This window comes from Lysobacter enzymogenes, from assembly GCF_017355525.1.
In the GTDB taxonomy this organism is placed as follows: domain Bacteria; phylum Pseudomonadota; class Gammaproteobacteria; order Xanthomonadales; family Xanthomonadaceae; genus Lysobacter; species Lysobacter enzymogenes_C.
This window is the reverse complement of record NZ_CP067395.1, coordinates 3,774,136-3,789,874: the sequence shown is the minus strand read 5'-3', so window position 1 is coordinate 3,789,874 and position 15,739 is coordinate 3,774,136. Positions and strand designations below refer to the sequence as shown.

Sequence of the window (15,739 nt, the reverse complement as noted above, 5' to 3'; positions counted from 1 at the left end):
GCGACCGCGACAACGCAACGACGACGAACCCGACGCGACCGCCGCGTTACAGAATCGGCGCCAACCCCGCCCCGAACGCGGTGAACATCCGCGTCGTCAGACTCTTGACCCCGAGATTGACCTCGGGGAAATCGCCGACCGGCTTGTAGCACGCGCGGAATCCCGGATCGGTGCGCAACAGCGGATTCGGGCAATCCGGCCCGGGCACGAATTCGTAGCTGGTGGCGTAGCGCACCGGCCACAGGTCGAAGATCGGCAGGTGCTCGGAGATCTTGGCGATCGAATACTCCAGCCCGGAGAAGATCGGCGGCTTGTCGCGGCGCGCGATCACCCACGAATTCTCCGGCGCGATGTCGCGGCGGATGCTCGCCGCCAACGCCTGGGCGAACGCCGGATCGTCGATCACCACCGCGCTCTCGGTGTTGTAGTGGTCGCCGCGCGGGTCGAAGTTGTGGGTGCCGATCACGCCGATGCGCTGGTCGATCACCATCGACTTGGCGTGCATGCCGATGCGCACGCCGGCGCGCTTGAGCGGTACCGGTTCGTTGGTGCGGCGCCGCGCGTAGCGCATCGCCGCGTATTCCTGGGTCAGCGGTTGGCGGTAGCGCTGGCGGTAGAGCACGCTGCTGCGGTCCGGGTCGTTGCGGCGCCGGCGCGATTCGGCCAGGCCTGCGCCGGAGACGTCGCCCGGTTCGGCGCGCCCTTCGGGCCCGTCCGCGCCGGTCTCGGCCAGGCCGGGCAGGCCCAGCGCCGGCAGTTCGGCGCCGGTCGCGGCGATGTCGATCGGCGCGTCGGCCGGGAACGGCTTGTACTCGTAGATGTTGAAGCCGAACTCGCGCAGGTAGCGGCGCTTGTACTTGTACGACAGCGCGTAGGCGATGAAGGCGTCGGTCGCGGCCAGCGAGTTGGTCGAGACGATCACCCGCGGCCGGTCGGGGCGCGCGTGCAGGGTGCGGAACAGCTGCTGCGCCGACTTGGACAGCACCAGGTACGGCGTCTGCAGCAGCACCTCGTCGCGCGAATTGGCGATCAGGTTGCGCAGCGAGTCCGAGGCCAGGGCGTTGCTCTCGGCGTCCTCGCGGTGCTTGTCCGGAGTGTCGGAGATGTAGCGCACCGCGCCGACCGCGATCGCGGGTTCGACCAGCCGCTCGCGCACCTGGGCGTCGTCGGCGGCCGCCTCGCGCATCGCCTGCGCGCGCTGCGGGCGTTCGAACTTGCTCGGCGGCAGCAGCGGCACGCCGTCGTCGATGATGCGCTGGCCCACGTCGGCCAGACGCTCGACCGGCACGCTGCGGCGGTCGCTCCAGAACACCTGGAAGTCGGTGCCCATGACCTGCGCGACCGGGCCGGCGACGATCACGTCGCGGTCGCGGAAGTTGTACTCGTCGTCCCAGTCGTAATAGTCGTCCTGGTAATTGCGCCCGCCGGAAATGCCGACCTGGCTGTCGGCCAGCAGCAGCTTGGTGTGCATGCGCTGGTTGAGCCGGCGCCAGCAGCAGGCCGCGGCCAGCGCGTACTGCGGGTAGGTGATGCGGGCGCGGTGCAGGACCGGGTTGTACAGCTTGATCTCGAAGTTGACGTGGGCGCCGGCCAGCGCCGCGAGGGTGTCGATGTGGCGCATCGCCGCGAGCTGGTCGATCAGCAGGCGCACGCGCACGCCGCGGCGCGCGGCGGCGAGCAGTTCGTCCAGGACCAGGCGCGCGGCGTCGTCCTCCTCGAAGATGTAGGTCTGCAGGTCCAGGGTGTGGCGCGCGCTGCGGATCAGGTTGATCCGCGCCAGCAGCGCGTCGGGGCCGCGGTCGAGGATCACGGTGTAGTGGCGCGGCCGCTCCGGCGCCGATTCGGCCAGCGCCTTGACCCCGAGGTCGTACAGCGGCGAGGGCTGGGCGCAGGCGTTCTCGCCGTGGCAGTCGATCTGCGCCGAGCGCGCGGCGGCGGCGATCGCGCTGGCGCGGTCGCGCTGGGCCGGGCTCAGCGAGGCGCAGGCCGACAGGGACAGGGCGAGCAGGGCCGCAAGGCCGCGCGACACGGGGTTCAACGGTACAGCTCCTTGGCGTCGCGGCGCCGGTGCGGCAACGCGGGTGGGTCAGCGCTCCGGCCGTGCCGGAACCGTCTCGGGGGGCCGCGACGGCGGGGTCCGCGGCGGGGGAAGCTTATTTTGCGTGGATAACAGGCGCACTTGCATGGTGAAACGCACCCGGTCGCCCAACGCGAACTGCCATCCGTCCAGAGCGTAGTCGTCGCGGCTGACGCTGCCGTGGGCGATCGCGTCGCAGTCCTCGCCCGGGCGCGCGCACGCGGCCGGGGCCAGGACGAAGGTTTCCATGCGGCTGATCCCGTGCAGGGTCAGCCGTCCGCGCAGCGCGCCGCCCTGGCGGACCAGGTCGGCCGCGTGCGGCTCGGACAGGAATTCGATGTACGGATAACGCTCGGCGGCGAAGAAGCGATCGCCGCGGGCCATGCGGGTGTAGCGCTCGGAATCGCCGACCACGACCGCGCCGGTGGCCAGGCGGATGCGGACCTGATGGCGGCCGTCGGCGAGCACGCTGACCTCGCCGTCGTAGCGCGGGAACTCGCCGCCGACCTTCTGGCCCCAGCGGGTGCGCAGTTCGAAGCTGAAACGGGTGTGGAGCGGATCGAAGCCGGTCTGCGCGACCACGCGCGGGCCCGGCGCCGGCAGCGGCGCGGCGGTCGCGGGCGCCGCCGACGGCAACGGCGCCTGCGCGCCGGCGCCGCCGGCGAGCAGGAGCAGGGCGAGAGGCAGCGACGTCGCAGCGCGGCCGAACGGCCGCGGCCGCGACGCGGTCACGGCCACCAGAAGGCGCTGAGCTGGGCCGAACCGGGTTCCAGGGCCACGCCGGGGACGAGGCTGAGCACGGCGATGCCCGCCGGCGGCATGCCGCGGTAATCGCCGGACTGGCCGCTGTGCAGCAGCGCGGCCAGCCGCTCCAGGCCGGGGTTGTGCCCGACCAGCATCAGCCGTTCGACGTCGGCGTGGGTGTCGGCCAGGGCGATCAGCGTGCCCGGGGTGGCCTCGTACACCGACGGCTCGATCCGCTGTTCGACGTAGCCGATCGCGCCGAGCACGGCTTCCAGGGTTTCGCGCGTGCGCCGCGACGGCGAGCACAGCACGCAGTCGGGCACCAGCTTGTTCTGCGCCAGCCAGCGGCCGGCGGCTTCGGCTTCGGCCAGGCCTTCGGCGGACAGGGGACGGTCGAGGTCGGCCTGACCGTTGGCGGCGGGTTCGGCGTGGGCGTGGCGGAGCAGGATCAGTTCGCGCATGTGGCCTTGACGGATCGGATGGAGAGGGGCGGCGCTTGCGCGAACGCAGGGCGGTCAGGGTAGCGGGTGCGGCGGCGGGTGTGGGTGAATGCGCGCGCGGTGCGCCTCACTTCTTCAGCCACTTCAACAACGGCGCCCAATCGGCCTGATGCTCGCGGATCTGCTGCGAGTGGTAGTCGAACAGGCTCTTGCCCAGCGCGGTCATGACCACGTAGGCCTGGCTGTCGCGGATCTGCCCGACCACCGGATACGGCCATTCGCTGAGCAGGTCCAGCGCCTGCTGCGAGGCGTTGGTCCACGGCTTGAGCTTGTTGCCGACCAGGCCCACGCGCAGCTGGCCGCGGCGCACCCGCGGGTGCTGGGCCAGGGTGTCGAGGAAGGGCACGGTGGCTTCGATGTCGAGGGTCGAGGGCTGGACCGGGACGATCACCGCGTCGGCGACCTCGAGGAAGGATTCCAGGTCCTCGGCCATGGCGCCGGCCGGAGCGTCGATGACGGTGCGCTGGGCGTCTTCGGGCAGCTGCTTGCGCCAGGCCTTCTTGCGCGTGCCGTCGAGCGGCAGCACCGCGCTTTCCAGGACTGAGCGGCGCTGCGCCCAGCGGGTCGAGGAGCCTTGCGGATCGGCGTCGATCAAGGCCGTGCGCAACCCTTCCAAGGCCGCCTGCGCGGCGAGGTGGGTGGCGATCGTGGTCTTGCCGACACCGCCCTTGGAACTGGCCACCAGCACGGTCTTCATGCGAGCTCCCTCCGGATCGGAGCCCCAGCCTACACCGGCTCCGTGCAGCCGGTCATCACGGCGCGGGCCGGTCTCGTCGCGTCCGCGGTGGGGTCCGTGGGTACGGGCCTGCGACGACCGCCCGGCCGGCCGGTGCGATCTGCGACCCAGTCCACATCGACGGGAATGGCATCGGCCGGGAACGCATCGACCGGTAGACGCGGCGCGTAAGCGCCGGTCGCCTGCGTCGCGGCGGGCGTGCCGGCGAGGTTCGGCGCCGGTCCGGGGAGCGACCCGGAGCGGTGGCTGAGGCTGGAACCGAGGCGGCCGCTGCGGCGATCCGGACCCGGGCCCGCGGCCGGCGCCGGCGTGAGGATTACAACGGGACCGGCGGCGCAGGCGCCGCCGCTTCGGTGTCGGCGTTTGCGTCGTCGCCGTCGCCATCGCTACGACCGGTGCGTACCAGCTCGCGCGCCATCGCCTGTTGCGGCAGCCAACCCGGCGGCGCGCGCTCGCGGCCGGCGGCGCGCAGCAGCGCGTCGTAGGCGGCCACTTCGCCGCGGCTGCGCAGCAGCGAGACGAACTGCGGCGAGGCCGGCAGGTCGCGGGCGCGCTCGTTGCGCCAATAGGCCTGGCGCAGGCGCTCGCGCCAGGCCGGGCCGTCGGCGGCATCGGCGCTGAGCCGCGCCATCGTCGACAGGCCGAGGGTCTGGCCGATCAGCGTGTCGGACGCGGCCATCAGGCCGGCGACCGCGGCGCAGGCCGCGCGCTCCTCGTCCTCGGGCGCGCGACAGTTCAGCACCGCCGCGGTCGGCAGCGGCAACGGCGCCGCCATCGTCGCCAGCAGCGTGCGCATATCGGCGTCGCTGGCCGCGTCGGGGTCTTCGTCGTTCAAGTAGCGGCGGGTGGGCGGGTCCAGCGGCGGCAACGGCAGGCGCTGCAGCGACTCCAGCGCGCCGCTCCAGTGGCGGGCGTAGTGCAGGTCGTAGCGGCGCGCCGCGGCGGCGCGGCGCAGGCTGAGGAGATAGCCGGCGGGGTCGTGGCGTGCATCGGCGGCGTCGGCGGCCAGCAGCCAGACCGCGGCGTTGTCCGGTTCGGCCGCTTGCAGCCGGCGCAGGGCTGGGCCCGGGTCGCAGCCTTGCGTCGCCGGCGGATGCCGGCGCACGCACAGCTCGGCGTGGTACCAGTCGGCTTCGGTGTCGGCCGGCGCGGCCGCGCGCACCCGGGCGATGACGCCCAGGCGCTCGCGCGCGAGCCGCTGCGCCGACTGGGTGTGGAAGTTCGGCGACAGCGTTTGCAGGCGCAGCAGGTCGCGTTGGCTTTGCAGGTCCTCGCGTTCGGCCAATCGGCGCAGATGCGCGCGCAGCAGGGTGTCGGATGCGGCCTGCCATGCCGCGGACGCGGCTTGCGGCGGGTCGGCCTCGGCCGCGCCGCGGTCGCAACCGGCGAACGCCAGCGCCAGCGCCAGCGCGGCGAGGACGGTGAAGCGCGAGCGGTACAAGGTGGAAGCGAGCATGAGCGGCGGCCGGCGGAGAAGCCTCAGCCTACCGCCAGCCCCGCCCACAGCGGCAAGCTCGCCAGCGACAACAGCAGGCCATACCCGACCATCGCCGCCGCCAGCCGCGGCGCCAGGCCGTGGGCGATGGCCAGGGCGCCGGCGGTGACCATCGGCGGCATCGCCGATTCCAGCACCGTGGTGCGGGCCATCTCGCCCTGCAGGCCGAGCAGCGGCACCAGCGCCCAGGCCAGCGCCGGCATCAGCGCCAGCTTCAGCGCCAGGCCGGCGGCCAGCGGCTTGAGCTCCTCGCGCGGCAGCGCCAGCTTCACCGACAGGCCGATGGTCAGCATCGCCAGCGGCAGCAGCGCGTCGGACAGGCGTTGCAGGCCGCCGGCGATCCAGCCCGGCGGTTCGGCAGGCATGACCGTGAAGCCCAGGATCAGCGCCCACAGCGGCGGAAAACGCAGCACCCGCCGCAGCATGTCGGCCGCGCTCGGGCGGGTGTCGCCGCCGTAGCGCGCCAGCACCCACAGGCCGAAGGTCGACAGGATCAGGAACGCGCCGAACTGGTCGTAGACCACGGCGTACGGCAGGGCGTGTTCGCCGATCAGGGCGCGGGTCAGCGGGTAGCCGAGGAAGCTGGTGTTGCCCAGGGCCACGGTCAGCAGCAGCACCGCATGCTCGTCGCGGCGCAATTTCAGCGCCCGCGCGAGCAGGCCGACCAGCAGCACGGTCGCCGCCAGCAGCAGCCACGGCACCGCGGCCACGCCGAGCAGGGCCGGTTCCAGGTGCAGGCGCGGGGCGTAGCGCAGCACCGCCGCCGGCAGGCAGACGTACAGCACGACCTGGTTGAGGACCTGGGCGGCGTTGTCGGGCAGGGCGCGCAGGCGCTGGAACAGATAGCCCAGCACCAGCATGGCCAGAACCAGGGCGAAGGCGTCGAAAGCCATGAGTCGCGGCGTGGCAGGGGATGCCGGCATGGTCGCGGCTGGCGCGCGCCGGCTCAAGACGGCTTTCGGATTAGGCCCGCGCGCCGCGATGCGGGTCGGCGCCGCCGCGTCCGCGTGGGCGATCCGCGCCGGCGCGGGTTTGCGTGTAACCGCCAGTGCGCCCGCGAACGCGCGCCGGGCCGAAACCCGCGCCGGCGCGACCCGCCAGCGCGCGCCGCCGTATCATGCCCGTTCCACGGAAGACCCCGGCCCATGAGCGACCTGCAAGACCTGACCGCGCTGATCCGCGCCAACACCCCGTTGATCGTGATCGAGACCCGCGACGAAACCCGCGTGGTCGAACTGTTCCGCCAGGCGCTGATGAACGTCTGGCGCGCGCTGTACCGGTGGTCGATCACCGAAGGCCTGCGCCGGATCGACCTGGACCGCGAGGACGACGCCGAGGTCGCGCCCGACATCTCGACCACCTTGCAGGCGATCCGCCAGGCCGACCAGCGCGGCATCTACCTGCTGTTCGACGCCCATCCGTACCTGAGCTACGCCAGCACCCAGCGCCAGCTGCGCGAGATCGCCCAGCGCCGCGAGTGCGAGCCGCACGTGCTGGTGCTGATCGGCCACAAGCAGGAACTGCCGCCGGACCTGGACGCGCTGGCGGTGCGCTTCACCCCGCGCCTGCCCGACGCCAACGCCCTGCTCAAGCTGGTGCGCGAGGAAGCGGAGAACTACGCGCGCGAAAACGGCGGCCGCCGGGTCGAGGCCGACGGCGAGGCGGTCAAGCAGATCGTGCGCAACCTGCAGGGCATCGACGCGGTCGACGCGCGCCGCATCGCCCGCCACCTGATCTTCCGCGACGGCGCGCTCAACGCCGACGACCTGCCCGAGCTGGCCAAGCTCAAGTTCGAACTGCTGAACCGCTCCGGCCACCTGCATTACGAATACGACAGCGCGCGCATGGGCGAGGTCGCCGGCGCGCGCCGGCTCAAGCGCTGGGTCGAACAGCGCCGCCCGGTGTTCGCCGGCGCCGAACCGCCGCCGGGCCTGGACCCGCCCAAGGGCCTGCTGCTGCTCGGCGTGCAGGGCTGCGGCAAATCGATGATCGCCAAGGCCGTCGCCGCCGGTTTCGGCGTGCCGCTGGTGCGGCTGGACTTCGGCACCCTGTACGACAAGTTCCACGGCGAAACCGAAAAGAACCTGCGCGCCGCGCTGGCCTCGGCCGAACAGCTGGCGCCGGCGGTGCTGTGGATCGACGAAATCGAAAAAGGCCTGGCCGACAGCGGCGACAGCGACGGCGGCGTGTCGCGGCGGGTGCTCGGTTATCTGCTGACCTGGATGGCCGAGCGCCGCTCGAAACTGTTCCTGGTCGCCACCGCCAACCAGATCGACGCCTTGCCGCCGGAACTGCTGCGCAAGGGCCGCTTCGACGAAATCTTCTTCGTCGACCTGCCCGCAGCCGAGGTGCGCGAGGAACTGTTCGCGATCCACCTGCGCCGGCGCTCGCTCGACCCGGCCGGCTTCGACCTGCCCGCGCTGGCCGCGGCCAGCGACGGCTTTTCCGGCGCCGAGATCGAACAGGCCATCGTCGCGGCGATGTACGCCGCGCACGCCGCCGGCACCGCGCTGTCGGATTTCCAGGTGCGCGCCGAACTCAAGCAGACCCGGCCGCTGTCGGTGCTGATGGGCGAGAAGGTGGCGGAGCTGCGCGAGTGGGCGCGGGGGCGGACGGTGCCGGCGGATTGAAGCGGCGGTGGCGGTTGCCGTGAAGCAGGACGCTGAAGGCTCTGGATCCCCGCGTTCGCGGGGATGACGACCTGAGAGAGACGCGACGAAACTCACCCGCCGTCATGCCCGCGAAGGCGGGCATCCAGGGCTTTATCCAGGCAGGACGCTGAAGTCTCTGGATCCCCGCGTTCGCGGGGATGACGTGCCGATGGAGGCGAAGCGAGTCTTAGGGATTCGCCGCTCTTGCGCAGTCGCTATGCGATCTACCCAGCCGTCATGCCCGCGAAGGCAGGCATCCCGGGCTTTATCGCGACAAAGCGTTGAAGTCTCTGGATGCCCGCCTTCGCGGGCATGACGTTCTGGCAGCTGCGCGGTCCATGCGCGCTGCGCTCCTGTCCTCGATCGCTCGGCCGCTCAGCGCCCAACCGCCCGCAGCGGCAACAAGGCCTCGAACCCCGCGATCAACGCCCGCAGCCCGTACTCGTAATCCGCATCGACATCGTTCTGGCTCAGCACCGTCTGCGCCTGCGCCAGCAGCGGGTAGCGCTGCGGGTCCGGCACCATCGGCGCCTGGCCCGGGCCGCGGCCGGCTTCGGTCGCGGCCTGTTCTTCCAGCAGCCAGCCGATCGTGTAGTAGCTCAGCGAGATCAGCGCGCGCAGGCCGTCGGCCGGGGTGAAGCCGGCGGCGACCAGATAGGCCAGCTCGGCTTCGCCGTCGCCGAAGTCGCCGCCCTCGGGGCGGGTGCCGATGTGCACGCGCGCGCCGTCGCGGTGGGCGCGCAGGCAGCGGCGGAACGCGTGGGCCTGGGCGGCCATCCACTCGCGCCAGTCGGGGTACTGGGTGTGATCGGCCGGCTGTTGCTCGGCCAGCATCGCCTCGGCCAGGGCGTCGAGCAGTTCGCGCTTGTTCTTGAAATGCCAGTACAGGCTCGGCTGCTGCACGCCCAGTTCCTGGGCCAGCCGGCGCGTGGTCAGGCCGTCCATGCCGACTTCGTCGAGGAGCTTCAGGGCGGCGGCGACCACGGTCTCGCGTTGCAGTTTCATCGAATTCGGTCTCCGGCCGGTGGGGGCTTGTGTCCCTATCGGCGATAGATTAGCATCCGCGTCGAATCTATCACCGATAGGGAAGCGTGCCATGCACACCCCGATCCAACCGCCGGCCTCCGCGCCGGCCGAGCCGGCGGCCGAGGCCGCGGCTCAAGCGAACGGCCCGGCCCCCGCCGCCGTTTCGTCCGCCGCCATCTCCGGCACCGGCCTCGCGCTGGGCCTGATCCTGGCCACCGTCGCCCTCGACGCCATCGGCATCGGCCTGATCGCGCCGGTCATGCCGCAACTGCTCGACTCGTTCGGCCTGCACCACAACCTGGCCCTGCACGCCGGCGCCCTGACCGCGCTGTACGCGCTGATGCAGTTCGTCTGCGCCCCAGCGCTGGGCGCGCTCAGCGACCGCTTCGGCCGCCGCCCGGTGCTGCTGTGTTCGCTGTTCGGCAGTTCGCTTGACTACCTGCTGATGGCCTGCGCGCCGTGGCTGTCGCTGCTGTACCTGGGCCGCGCCATCGCCGGCATCAGCGGCGCCAGCGGCTCGGTCGCCGGCGCCTACATCGCCGACATCTCCGACGAATCCCAGCGCGCGCGCCGCTACGGCTGGCTCGGCGCGGCGTTCGGCCTGGGCCTGGTGGCCGGGCCGGTGATCGGCGGCCTGCTCGGCGCGATCTGGCTGCGCGCGCCGTTCGTGGCCGCGGCCGCGCTGGCGCTGCTGAACTTCGCCCTGGCCTGGCTGGCCCTGCCCGAACCCAAGCGCGAACGCGATCCCCAGCCGCGGCCGGCGCCGTCGCTGCGCGAGCTGGCGCCGTGGCATTCGCTGCGCGAACTCGGCCGCCTGCCGGACCTCGCCCCGCTGCTGTGGCTGTACCTGGCCATGCAGCTCGCCGGCCAGGTGCCCGGCACGCTGTGGGCGATCTACGGCCACGACCGCTTCGGCTGGAACCCGACCGCGGTCGGCCTGTCGCTGGCTGCGTTCGGGGTCATCCACTCGCTGTTCCAGGCCTTCGCCACCGGCCGCATCAGCGACCGCTTCGGCCCCGGCAAGACCCTGATCGGCGGGGTGATCTCCGACGTGCTCGGTTATTTGACCTTCGCCTTCGCCCGCAGCGCCGCGACCCTCGCGCCCGGCTTGTTGCTGGCCGCCGGCGGCGGCATCGGCGGGCCGGCGCTGCTGGCGATGTCGAGCGAGCGCACCGACGAAGCCCGCCAGGGCGCGCTGCAAGGCGTGCTGGCCAGCCTCGCGAGCCTCGCCGCGGTGATCGGCCCGCTGCTGTTCGGCGCGATTTACGTCGCCGGCGCCGGCCATTGGGACGGCTGGGTCTGGGTCGTCGGCGCGGCGCTGTACCTGCCGTGCGTGCCGGCGCTGCGCAAGCTGCTGCGCGGCTCGCGCGCGTCGGCCGCGGACGCCGCTCCCGCCGACGTTGCTGCGGCCGGTTAAGCCTTCACGTACACCCAGGCGCGTCCGCCCGAGGCCAGCACGGCCTCGACGCGGACGTAGTCGTCGACTTCGTAGTCGTCGGCGCGCGCCAGTTCGGCGGCGCTGATCGCGAACACCGTGCCGTCGACGCGGTCGCCGCGGTCGCCGCTGGGTTCGACGATCGGGTGGTGGGTCTGGCCGCTGGTGGCGACGACTTGCGGGTCGTCGATCTTCACCATCGTGCGGCGGAAGCCGACCAAGGCGTCGGCTTCGCCGGCCAGCAGGCGGCCGAAGGTGGCCTGCTGCACCGCCGGCAGTTGCAGGGTGCCGTAGGAAAACAGGCGCTGATCGTGGGCGTCGCTCATCTGCGTGCGGTCTTCGATGCGGGGCACCCGACGCTAAGCGGCATCGGCCGCGCGCGCAATCGCCGCGCGCGGCCGATGACGGTGCCGCGGCCGGGGTCAGGCCGCCGCGGCCTCGCGCAGCGCCGACCAACGCTGCGCCAGTTGCGCCGCGAACAGGCGCGCGGCCGGCGGATGCGCGGCCAGATGCAGGAACGGTTCGATGAATTCCAGCTCCATGACCTGGAACTCGTCGCCGACCACCACGCCGTCCACGCGCACATAGGCCTGGTCGCGGAAGCCCAGCGCCGCGACCGCATCGAGCGCGCGCCGCGCCGAGGCGGCGACGTGCGCGGGCGGTTCGGTGAGCACGGCGGTGCCGCCGTAGTACGTCTGCACGCGATAGTCGTCGCGCGCCGGCTTCTTCAGGACCGCGTGGCTGTAGACGCCGCCGAAGAACAGCAGCGACCACTCGCCGTCTTCGACCACCTGCGGCACGAACGCCTGGATCAGGTAATCCAGCTCGCGCGGCAGCGCCGCCAGCGCTTGCGCGAAGCCGTCGCTGCCGATGCGGCCGCGCAGCGTGTTCCAGGCGCCGCCGCTGACGCTGGGCTTGACCACCACCTCGCCCTGCATCGGCGTCAGCGCGGCGTCGAGGTCGGCGCCGCGCGCATGCACGGTCGGGATGATCGCCACGCCTTGCGCGGCCAGTTCCAGCAGATAGCGCTTGTCGCTGTTCCATACCAACAGCGGCAGCGGATTGGCGATCGGACAACGCAGCGCTTCGATGCGCTGGTACCACTGCAGGAACTCGGTGTAACGCTCGAAGTAATCCCAGGTGCTGCGCACCAGCAGCGCATCGTGCGCGGCCCAGTCGACGGTGGCGTCGCTCCAGCTGCGGGCGTGGACGTGGATGCCGTGCTCGCGCAGCGCGGCGATCAGGCCGGCGTCGTCTTCGTGCGGTTCGGGCTGGACGTCGGACACGACCAGGGCGAGCGAGAGCGGCGGATCGAAGCGGACGAAGCCGGGTGCGCGCGCATCGGCGGCGGGGGTGTGCGGATCGGACAGGGACATGACGCCTCCAACATGACGGGAGGGCGCCCTTGCTCGGCATCGCGGCCCGAGCGTGGCGGAGCGCAGGCTCCGTCGCAGCACCCCTCGGGTCCGGACGCGCGGGGCCGTGCCGGCGCCGCGCAGTGGACGCATCGCAACGCGATGCCGGCGCAGTGTTCGATGCGGCGCGGCGGGCTGTCAACGCGAAACGCGCGGGCGCGGCGAAATAGCGAAACCTTCGCGGAGCGGCGCAGCGGTGCGCGAAAAATTCTCGTCGTTGCGTCGGCGTCCGCCGCCGGGTATCGCGGTCGGCGCGAGCGCATCGCCTCGGCCGCGCCGCACGCGGCGGCGACCGAACCGGCAACGGCGGCGCGAACCGCGCGCGGCGGCTTACTTCGCCGCCGTATCCTCCAGCGCCACCCCGCGCTCGCGCAGCCACGCCTCGACCGCATCGCGCTCGCCGCGCGTGCGCGCGTTGAGCAACCGGTCCGGGCTCATGAACATGTAGCGCTGGAAGCTCGCGCCCTGCGCGTTGCGCGCGTTCGCATCGGCGCCGGCGCGCAGCAGGGTCAGCGCGTGGCCGAATTCGTTGATCTTCGCCGCGACGTGCAGCGGCGTGTTGCCGGTGCGGTCGGCGCGGTTCGGATCGGCGCCGGCTGCGAGCAGCGCGGCGAAGTTGTCGGCGCGCTCGGCCAGCAGCGCCGCGGCCAGCGCGCTGGCGCCGGTGACGGTGTTGCTCAGGTTCGGATCGACCTGGGCCTCGAGCAAGGCGCGCAGATAGCGCGGGTCGTCGGCCATCGCCGCCAGTTGCAGCACGGTGGCGCCGTCGTCGGCGCCCTGGGCCGGGTCGGCGCCGGCCGCGAGCAATGCGCGCAGACCGTCGACGCTGCGCTGGTACAACGCCCATTGCAGCACGCTGACGCCGCGCTCGCCGCGCGCGTTGGGATCGGCGCCGGCGGCGACCAGCGCGCGCACCCGTGCGGCGTCGCCGTCGCCGGCGGCCTGCGCCAGTTCGGCCGCGGCCGGTGAGGAAAACGCCTGGCTGGCGCGCATGGCCCTGGCTCCGGGTTGGGCGAACGCGGCAGCGGCGCACAGGCACGCGCCCAACGCCGCGGCGTAGGCCAGCCCGCGCGCGGCGCGGGCCTTGCGGTCGGTGTGCATGAGCGCCTCCGCCGGATTGCGGTGGGAAGGGCCGATGCTAACCCGCCGCCGGCGCGACGGACCGGTACCGGTGCCGGATCCGCGCGCGCCGCGACGGCCCTTGCCGGTTCGGGCGAATTCGCGCTGCGCCGCCGCATGGCGCGGCTTGGCCGGCGCCGAAGCACGCATTCAGCCGCCCGGGCTCGACTTTCGGCCTACTCAGTTCGGCGCGCGCCTGCGCTATCGTCGAAGGCTGTCCTGGGGAGCTCGACCATGCCTTCTTCGAACACCGCCCTGCGTCCGCGCCGCGCGGCGGCGCTGCTCCTGGCCTGCGCCGCCGTCCTCGCGCCGGCGCTGCCCGCGCACGCCGCCGACCGCATCAGCGGCCAGCCCTTCGCCACCCGCAGCGAGGTCTACGCGCCGCATGCCATGGCCGCGACCTCGCATCCGTTGACCACGCAGATCGCGCTGGACGTGATGAAGGCCGGCGGCAGCGCGGTCGACGCGGCGATCGCCGCCAACGCCGCGCTCGGGCTGATGGAGCCGACCGGCAACGGCGTCGGCGGCGACCTGTTCGCGATCGTGTGGGATCCGAAAACCAAGAAGCTCTACGGCTACAACGGCTCGGGCCGCTCGCCGCAATCGCTGAGCCTGGCCGAGTTCCAGAAGCGCGGGCTCAAGGAGATTCCGCCGCACGGCCCGCTGCCGGTGACCGTGCCCGGCGCGGTCGACGGCTGGTTCGCCTTGCACGAGCGCTTCGGCCGCAAGCCGATGGCCGAGAACCTGGCGCCCGCGATCCGCTACGCGCGCGAAGGCCATCCGGTGCACGAGGTCATCGCGTATTACTGGAACGCCTCGGTGCCGCGTTTGTCGAAGTGGCCGGGCTTCAAGGAGCAGTTCACCATCGACGGCCGCGCGCCGCGCACCGGCGAGATGTGGAAGAACCCGAACCTCGCCCACACCCTCGAACAAATCGCCCAGGGCGGGCGCGATGCGTTCTACAAGGGCGACATCGCCCGCACCATCGGCGCGTACTTCAAGGCCAACGGCGGCTTCCTGAGCTACGAGGACATGGCCGCGCACCACGGCGAATGGGTCGATCCGGTCAGCAGCAACTACCGCGGCTACGATGTGTGGGAACTGCCGCCGAACGGGCAGGGCATCGCCGCGCTGCAGATCCTCAACATCCTGGAAGGCTACGACCTCAAGTCGTACGGCTTCGGCAGCGTCGAGCACGTGCACCTGTTCGCCGAAGCCAAGAAGCTCGCCTTCGCCGACCGCGCGCGCTGGTACGCCGATCCGGCGTTCGAGAAGTCCTCGCCGGTGGCCAAGCTGATCTCCAAGGACTACGCGGCGCAGCGGCGCAAGCTGATTTCCATGGACAAGGTGCTCAAGGAAGCGCAGCCGGCGACGCCGGCGCAGCTCGACCAGGGCGACACCATCTACATGACCGTGGCCGACGCCGACGGCATGATGGTCTCGCTGATCCAGTCCAACTACCGCGGCATGGGCAGCGGCATGGCGCCGCCGGGGCTGGGCTTCATCTTCCAGGACCGCGGCGAGCAGTTCGTGCTGAAGGCAGGCCATCCCAATTCGTTCGCGCCGGGCAAGCGGCCGTTCCACACCATCATTCCCGCGTTCGTGACCAAGGACGGCAAGCCGTGGCTGTCGTTCGGGGTCATGGGCGGGGCGATGCAGCCGCAGGGGCATGCGCAGATCCTGATGAACATGATCGACTTCGGCATGAACCTGCAGGAAGCCGGCGATGCGCCGCGGATCCAGCACGACGGGTCGACCGAGCCGGCGGGGCAGATGGTGGCGATGAGCGACGGCGGCGAGCTGGATCTGGAGACGGGGTATTCGTACGAGACCGTGCGCGAGTTGGTGCGGCGCGGGCATAGCGTGCGGTTTGCGCTGGGGCCTTATGGCGGGTATCAGGCGATCATGGTCAATCCGAACGGCGGTTATGTGGGGGCGAGCGAGTCGCGCAAGGATGGGCAGGCGGCGGGGTACTGAGTCGCGCGGCGAGGGCTTCGTCGTTGGAGGGGTGTCGCGGTCGCAGTTCCAGGAACACCGGAACGTTTCGTATCCGGCTGTAGGAGCGACGCAAGTCGCGACCGCGAAAACTCAACTACGACGAAACCTGCGCAAGGGCTGCGGTTTCGCGGTCGCGACTTGCGTCGCTCCTACAGCGGGCGTTCCGCGGTTGGTTTCGTCGTTGTCTTCATTGCGGGTGAAGACAAGCCACAATCCAAAGCTTCCGTCCGCAAGCGGCCGGGTCACTTTCTTTGTCTTGCCAAAGAAAGTAACCAAAGAAAGGCGCTTTCCCTGTTTTCGAATCAAGAGCCACTATCGTTCGTAGCTTGCGCAGGGATGCGGGACAAGGGCTATCCTGGCCCGGTCCCGCACGCGCGCATCCATGCGCGCGCCCTTCGGGTCTCTCATTGCCTGTGGCGAGTTCGGGGCGGCGGGGGGAGCGAAAGGCAAGGGCAACGACAAAATCAAAACGGGTTCCGGCGAGCGTCGGAACCCGTTTTCTTTTGGCGCTCTGGAATTCCGAGGTTTGCGGCGACGAGTGAT

The 15,739-nt window shown here is 71.7% G+C and carries 13 protein-coding genes and 1 riboswitch; of the genes, 3 read left to right on the top strand and 10 right to left on the bottom strand.

Features of this window, described 5'->3' with window-relative positions; genetic code table 11:
• Positions 1–46 precede the first annotated feature (46 nt).
• The 6 genes from JHW38_RS15920 to JHW38_RS15895 all read right to left on the bottom strand — a co-directional run bounded on the left by JHW38_RS15920 (position 47) and on the right by JHW38_RS15895 (position 6,445).
• Entirely contained in the window at positions 47–2,038 is a 1,992-nt protein-coding gene (locus JHW38_RS15920; protein WP_242690959.1) for a phospholipase D family protein, read from the bottom strand.
• Positions 2,039–2,086: 48 nt separating this feature from the next.
• Entirely contained in the window at positions 2,087–2,815 is a 729-nt protein-coding gene (locus JHW38_RS15915; RefSeq protein ID WP_207522310.1) for a YceI family protein, read from the bottom strand.
• Complete coding sequence (locus JHW38_RS15910; RefSeq protein WP_207522309.1) at positions 2,806–3,282, bottom strand: SixA phosphatase family protein; 477 nt, start codon at positions 3,280–3,282, stop codon at positions 2,806–2,808. The genes JHW38_RS15915 and JHW38_RS15910 overlap by 10 nt, the downstream gene beginning before the upstream one ends.
• 106 nt (positions 3,283–3,388) lie before the next feature.
• Positions 3,389–4,018, bottom strand: a complete 630-nt coding sequence (locus JHW38_RS15905) for a ParA family protein (protein ID WP_207522308.1) — start codon at positions 4,016–4,018, stop codon at positions 3,389–3,391.
• Between the two features lie 355 nt (positions 4,019–4,373).
• Entirely contained in the window at positions 4,374–5,513 is a 1,140-nt protein-coding gene (locus tag JHW38_RS15900) for a hypothetical protein (protein ID WP_207522307.1), read from the bottom strand.
• Positions 5,514–5,536: 23 nt separating this feature from the next.
• Positions 5,537–6,445 (bottom strand): AEC family transporter, encoded by a 909-nt coding sequence (locus JHW38_RS15895; RefSeq protein WP_207522306.1) that lies wholly within the window; start codon positions 6,443–6,445, stop codon positions 5,537–5,539.
• A 252-nt stretch (positions 6,446–6,697) separates the two neighbouring features.
• On the opposite strand from JHW38_RS15895, the gene JHW38_RS15890 reads away from it, so the two are divergent.
• On the top strand, positions 6,698–8,182 hold the full coding sequence (locus JHW38_RS15890) for an AAA family ATPase (protein ID WP_207522305.1): 1,485 nt from the start codon (positions 6,698–6,700) through the stop codon (positions 8,180–8,182).
• Between the two features lie 396 nt (positions 8,183–8,578).
• Here the strand turns inward: JHW38_RS15890 and JHW38_RS15885 are convergent, their stop codons facing one another.
• Positions 8,579–9,208: a TetR/AcrR family transcriptional regulator C-terminal domain-containing protein gene (locus JHW38_RS15885; RefSeq protein WP_207522304.1), complete on the bottom strand. Its 630-nt coding sequence runs from the start codon at positions 9,206–9,208 to the stop codon at positions 8,579–8,581.
• Positions 9,209–9,299: 91 nt separating this feature from the next.
• Here JHW38_RS15885 and JHW38_RS15880 point away from each other — a divergent pair, with 91 nt between their 5' ends.
• Positions 9,300–10,646: a TCR/Tet family MFS transporter gene (locus JHW38_RS15880; protein ID WP_207522303.1), complete on the top strand. Its 1,347-nt coding sequence runs from the start codon at positions 9,300–9,302 to the stop codon at positions 10,644–10,646.
• On the opposite strand, the gene JHW38_RS15875 is transcribed toward JHW38_RS15880, so the two are convergent.
• The 3 genes from JHW38_RS15875 to JHW38_RS15865 form a co-directional block, all read right to left on the bottom strand.
• Positions 10,643–10,990 (bottom strand): gamma-glutamylcyclotransferase family protein, encoded by a 348-nt coding sequence (locus JHW38_RS15875; protein WP_207522302.1) that lies wholly within the window; start codon positions 10,988–10,990, stop codon positions 10,643–10,645. The genes JHW38_RS15880 and JHW38_RS15875 overlap by 4 nt on opposite strands.
• A gap of 96 nt (positions 10,991–11,086) precedes the next feature.
• Positions 11,087–12,040, bottom strand: coding sequence for an ATP-grasp domain-containing protein (locus tag JHW38_RS15870; protein WP_242690958.1), 954 nt, complete (start codon positions 12,038–12,040; stop codon positions 11,087–11,089).
• 14 nt (positions 12,041–12,054) lie between these two features.
• Positions 12,055–12,132: riboswitch (S-adenosyl-L-homocysteine riboswitch) on the bottom strand.
• A gap of 277 nt (positions 12,133–12,409) precedes the next feature.
• On the bottom strand, positions 12,410–13,180 hold the full coding sequence (locus JHW38_RS15865) for an ankyrin repeat domain-containing protein (protein ID WP_207522301.1): 771 nt from the start codon (positions 13,178–13,180) through the stop codon (positions 12,410–12,412).
• A gap of 252 nt (positions 13,181–13,432) precedes the next feature.
• On the opposite strand from JHW38_RS15865, the gene ggt reads away from it, so the two are divergent.
• Complete coding sequence (gene ggt, locus JHW38_RS15860) at positions 13,433–15,175, top strand: gamma-glutamyltransferase (protein WP_207522300.1); 1,743 nt, start codon at positions 13,433–13,435, stop codon at positions 15,173–15,175.
• Positions 15,176–15,739: the final 564 nt, after the last annotated feature.

Excerpts from the sequence above, each read along its gene's own strand:
- JHW38_RS15905 (WP_207522308.1), bottom strand. The coding sequence starts at position 4,018 with ATGAAGACCGTGCTGGTGGCCAGTTCCAAGGGCGGTGTCGGCAAGACC.
- JHW38_RS15880 (WP_207522303.1), top strand. The coding sequence starts at position 9,300 with ATGCACACCCCGATCCAACCGCCGGCCTCCGCGCCGGCCGAGCCGGCG.
- JHW38_RS15890 (WP_207522305.1), top strand. The coding sequence starts at position 6,698 with ATGAGCGACCTGCAAGACCTGACCGCGCTGATCCGCGCCAACACCCCG.
- JHW38_RS15875 (WP_207522302.1), bottom strand. The coding sequence starts at position 10,990 with ATGAGCGACGCCCACGATCAGCGCCTGTTTTCCTACGGCACCCTGCAA.
- ggt (WP_207522300.1), top strand. The coding sequence starts at position 13,433 with ATGCCTTCTTCGAACACCGCCCTGCGTCCGCGCCGCGCGGCGGCGCTG.
- JHW38_RS15895 (WP_207522306.1), bottom strand. The coding sequence starts at position 6,445 with ATGGCTTTCGACGCCTTCGCCCTGGTTCTGGCCATGCTGGTGCTGGGC.
- JHW38_RS15885 (WP_207522304.1), bottom strand. The coding sequence starts at position 9,208 with ATGAAACTGCAACGCGAGACCGTGGTCGCCGCCGCCCTGAAGCTCCTC.
- JHW38_RS15870 (WP_242690958.1), bottom strand. The coding sequence starts at position 12,040 with ATGTCCCTGTCCGATCCGCACACCCCCGCCGCCGATGCGCGCGCACCC.
- JHW38_RS15865 (WP_207522301.1), bottom strand. The coding sequence starts at position 13,180 with ATGCACACCGACCGCAAGGCCCGCGCCGCGCGCGGGCTGGCCTACGCC.
- JHW38_RS15910 (WP_207522309.1), bottom strand. The coding sequence starts at position 3,282 with ATGCGCGAACTGATCCTGCTCCGCCACGCCCACGCCGAACCCGCCGCC.
- JHW38_RS15900 (WP_207522307.1), bottom strand. The coding sequence starts at position 5,513 with ATGCTCGCTTCCACCTTGTACCGCTCGCGCTTCACCGTCCTCGCCGCG.